The 3,500-nt window shown below is 65.8% G+C and carries 3 protein-coding genes and 2 pseudogenes; 1 reads left to right on the top strand and 4 read right to left on the bottom strand.

Annotated features, from left to right (window positions below; translation table 11 throughout):
- Window positions 1-117: 117 nt before the first annotated feature.
- Together AB1460_RS36395 and AB1460_RS36390 are read right to left on the bottom strand one after the other, a co-directional pair.
- Window positions 118-492: a hypothetical protein gene (locus tag AB1460_RS36395; RefSeq protein ID WP_368967041.1), complete on the bottom strand. Its 375-nt coding sequence runs from the start codon at window positions 490-492 to the stop codon at window positions 118-120.
- Window positions 493-504: 12 nt separating this feature from the next.
- Window positions 505-1,239 (bottom strand): IS6 family transposase, encoded by a 735-nt coding sequence (locus tag AB1460_RS36390; protein ID WP_368967039.1) that lies wholly within the window; start codon window positions 1,237-1,239, stop codon window positions 505-507.
- A 61-nt stretch (window positions 1,240-1,300) separates the two neighbouring features.
- Between AB1460_RS36390 and AB1460_RS36385 the strand changes: the two are divergent.
- Window positions 1,301-1,475: pseudogene (locus AB1460_RS36385) on the top strand (IS6 family transposase); the annotation flags it as partial.
- A 172-nt stretch (window positions 1,476-1,647) separates the two neighbouring features.
- Here the strand turns inward: AB1460_RS36385 and AB1460_RS36380 are convergent.
- On the bottom strand, window positions 1,648-2,190 hold the full coding sequence (locus AB1460_RS36380; RefSeq protein WP_368967038.1) for a hypothetical protein: 543 nt from the start codon (window positions 2,188-2,190) through the stop codon (window positions 1,648-1,650).
- Between the two features lie 592 nt (window positions 2,191-2,782).
- Window positions 2,783-3,373: pseudogene (locus tag AB1460_RS36375) on the bottom strand (IS6 family transposase); the annotation flags it as partial.
- Between the last annotated feature and the right edge of the window lie 127 nt (window positions 3,374-3,500).

Here is a 3,500-nt window from a genome sequence, read left to right as displayed (position 1 = left end):
CGCCCACTGGGCATGGATTACCGACTGCGGAGGATCATTCGCCGGACGGTAAGAGCCGTATGAACCGAGAGGTTCACGTACGGATCCGTGGGAGCCGGCGGGTGCGATTCCCGCCGGCTACCCGACTCCCATGATATCCAGCGCGGTCTCCGTCGTCGCGAGCTTCGCTTTCAGCCGCTCGTTCTCCCGGCGTAGTTTCTCCAACTCGATCTGCTCCGCCGATTTCACCGGCTTCTTCTCCCGACCCTGCGCCACCGCACGTGCTCCTCCTCCCAACGCGCCCGCGTCACGGGCCCGGGTCCACTCCACCACATGCGAGGAGAACAACCCTTCCCGGCGCAGGATCGCGCCTTTCTCTCCGTGCGGGGCGTTCTCATACTCGGTGACGATCCGTAGCTTGTACGCCGTGCTGAACACCCGCCGCGACGGGCGCGGCGCAGGGTCAGGCCGCGGCGACGACTGGCTCGCCTGCGGCTCTGGCTCCATGAACACGAGGGTCTCCGATCACGCCCCCTGTAGCCAACCCGCACCGGGCGAGTGTCTCACCCGAGACTGACACAGAGGGAGCCGTGTGTGCGGGGCGGTGTCGGTCCCGAGTTCGTAGTGGCCGCGGCGGAGGTTCTGGACGAAGGCGTGCCCTGCGCTGATCGTCTGGGCGGAGCGCAGGCGTTTCAGTCCGCGCATGGGTCGGAGCCGGGCTTTCAGGCGGCTGTGGTCGGCTTCGATCCGGTTGTTCTCCCGGGCGGCGTCGACGTGGCAGGCCTCGGGGAGCAGCTCGTCGAGGAGCCTGGGGTAGGCGGGGGCCTTGTCGGTGGTGACCTCGGCGGGCCGGCGGCCGTGGGACAGCGCAGCGGTGAAGAAGCGGCGTGCCGCGGCCTGGTCGCGGCGGGTGCTGGCGAGGACGTCGATGACCTGCCCGTGCTGGTCAACCGCCCTGTACAGGTAGGTCCAGTGGCCGGCGACCTTGACGTAGGTCTCGTCGACGAACCACCTGTCCCCAGGGCTGTGCCGGCAGGGCCGCGCGGCGTCGATGAGCAAGGGCGTGAAGCGTTGGACCCACCGGTACACAGTTACGTGATCAACGTCGAGGCCGCGTTCGGCCAGAAGTTCCTCGACGTCCCGGTACGACAGGGCGAACCGTAGGTACCAGCGGACAGCGAGAATGATCACCTCGGGTGGGAACCGGAACCCCGCGAACTCCGATGTCGGGACTGGTGGACAGGCACGACGTCGACGCATCACTCGATCATGACCGATCGACGGCCGCGAGACAGCGGACTCCGCCGATGCAACAGACCCAGCCCGGCTCCGCCCGATGCGCGGCCTGAAACGGCTGCGCTCCGCCCAGACGATCAGCGCAGGGCATGCATTTGTCCAGAACATTCGCCGCGGCCACTACGAACTCGGGACCGACACCTACCGACCCGCACGCACGGCTGACAGCCGCGTTCACCGAGCTCACCCTCGCGATCTGATCACCTGCTCGGCAGGGTCAACCATGCCCTGCCATCCCGCAATGCAACAGACCCGGACGCCCTCACCCAGAGGCGCCGCGGACGAGTGCAGTCAGTAACCATCGGCCCGGCCCGCACGCGGTCTCCGGTTGCCCGCTGGGTGTTGTGGCTCTCGAAGGGATGGTGCCTTGTTTCATCCCCATCCATACTCGTTGCGCCGCCTACGCTCCTCGGCAAAGTATGGCTCTTGCTCCCGCTTGGTTGAATTCGCGAAGAAAACGAGAATCCCGACGTCATAACCATGCCCGAAGCCGAATGTTGCGCAGCAGCTTCGCACGTCGGGGTGGCGCGTGTCGGGCCTATTGTTTCCATTTCTGGCGTATGCAAAGCCAATGGCAACACCTCTAGTTATCGTCAGAGGGTTGTGCCAGTGGACTTTCCGCGGCTCGCCGTACCTCCGCATTTCCTCTTCACTTTGGGTATCCTTGTAGTCGTTATCCTTAAATCGATAACCCTTGCGGAACCCATAAGTGGCACAGCACCCCTTCACGCGCTCGGGCGAATAGACTTCGGATGGGGGCACATTGGACGGACTATAGGTGCGTGGTCTCGGCTGCCAGTCAGGCTGGCCATACCAGTACCCAATAGAAGCCCCCCGGGCGACCTCGAAGGGATGATGAGAACCTTCGTGGTCATACCAGTCCGGAAGGTCGAGAAGATGGTCAAACTTCTTCATAGGTACATTCTAGCCATCTGGTATGGACGACAGATAGGGGCCCGCGCCCCAGCCTCTGACACCCGCCCTTGGCGGATTCGACCCGCCCGCGTCCAGCCCGATCCATGCCTACCCGACGTCTCGTCTTCGTGGAAAGACTCTGCACCTGCACCCCCGCCATGCCGGCGCCGACCGGCCGCGAGCGACCCGGCGGCGGCAGTGACCGTTGCAGGGCCGATGAGCAATCGCCTAACGTTGCTGTGCAGCGCGGAGCCCGTCACGTCGGACCGAGCAACGGGTGGCTTCACTTCGGTAGACGCTTGCTGGGCAGCAGCGCGGCGCTGAAGCAAGCCCCCACCATCCTCAATGCTCCGCGCCGCATGACCTCAAGGCTGCGGTCCGCGCGGAGTATCAGTTCACCGAACATCGCCAGGAGCGCTCAACCTGTTGGCTGCGAACATCTCGACCTGTAGCGTCGCTCGATCTCTGCGTGGGCCGCAAACGGCCGAGGGGGCGACTCAATCAACGCGCGCCAGCGGGCTGCACGGGGATCGCACTGGAGTCTGTTGCATTGTGGGAAGGCAGGGCATGGTTGACCCTGCCGATCGTGTGATCAGATCGTGAGGGTGAGTTCGGTGAACGCGGCTGTCAGCCGTGTGTGCGGGGCGGTGTCGGTCCCGAGTTCGTAGTGGCCGCGGCGGAGGTTCTGGACGAAGGCGTGCCCTGCGCTGATCGTCTGGGCGGAGCGCAGGCGTTTCAGTCCGCGCATGGGTCGGAGTCGGGCTTTGAGTCTGCTGTGGTCGGCTTCGATCTGGTTGTTCTCCCGGGCGGCGTCGACGTGGCAGGCCTCGGGGAGCAGCTCGTCGAGGAGCCTGGGGTAGGCGGGGGCCTTGTCGGTGGTGACCTCGGCGGGCCGGCGGCCGTGGGACAGCGCAGCGGTGAAGAAGCGGCGGGCCGCGGCCTGGTCGCGTCGTTCGCTGGCGAGGACGTCGATGACCTGTCCGTGCTGGTCAACCGCCCTGTACAGGTAGGTCCAGTGGCCGGCGACCTTGACGTAGGTCTCGTCGACGAACCACCTGTCCCCAGGACGGTGCCGGCGGGGTCGCGCGGCGTCGACGAGCAAGGGCGTGAAGCGTTGGACCCACCGGTAGACCGTGACGTGATCAACCTCGAGGCCGCGTTCGGCAAGCAGCTCCTCGAAATCCCAGGGCTCCGGCAAGTTTGCTGACGCGTAGGCGGTGGGCCAGGCCTGGGGTTTCTGGTGGGGCTGTGTAGCGGGAGCCGGGCACGCGGCCGGGGGTCTCATGGGTGCGGGCACGCCACCTGAAGAT

Origin of the sequence: Parafrankia sp. FMc2, from assembly GCF_041008525.1 — a bacterium.
Lineage (GTDB): Bacteria > Actinomycetota > Actinomycetes > Frankiales > Frankiaceae > Parafrankia.
Note: the sequence above shows the minus strand (reverse complement) of the source record. Positions and strands in the feature narration are given on the sequence as shown.

Excerpts from the sequence above, each read along its gene's own strand:
- AB1460_RS36390 (WP_368967039.1), bottom strand. The coding sequence starts at position 1,239 with ATGCGTCGACGTCGTGCCTGTCCACCAGTCCCGACATCGGAGTTCGCG.
- AB1460_RS36380 (WP_368967038.1), bottom strand. The coding sequence starts at position 2,190 with ATGAAGAAGTTTGACCATCTTCTCGACCTTCCGGACTGGTATGACCAC.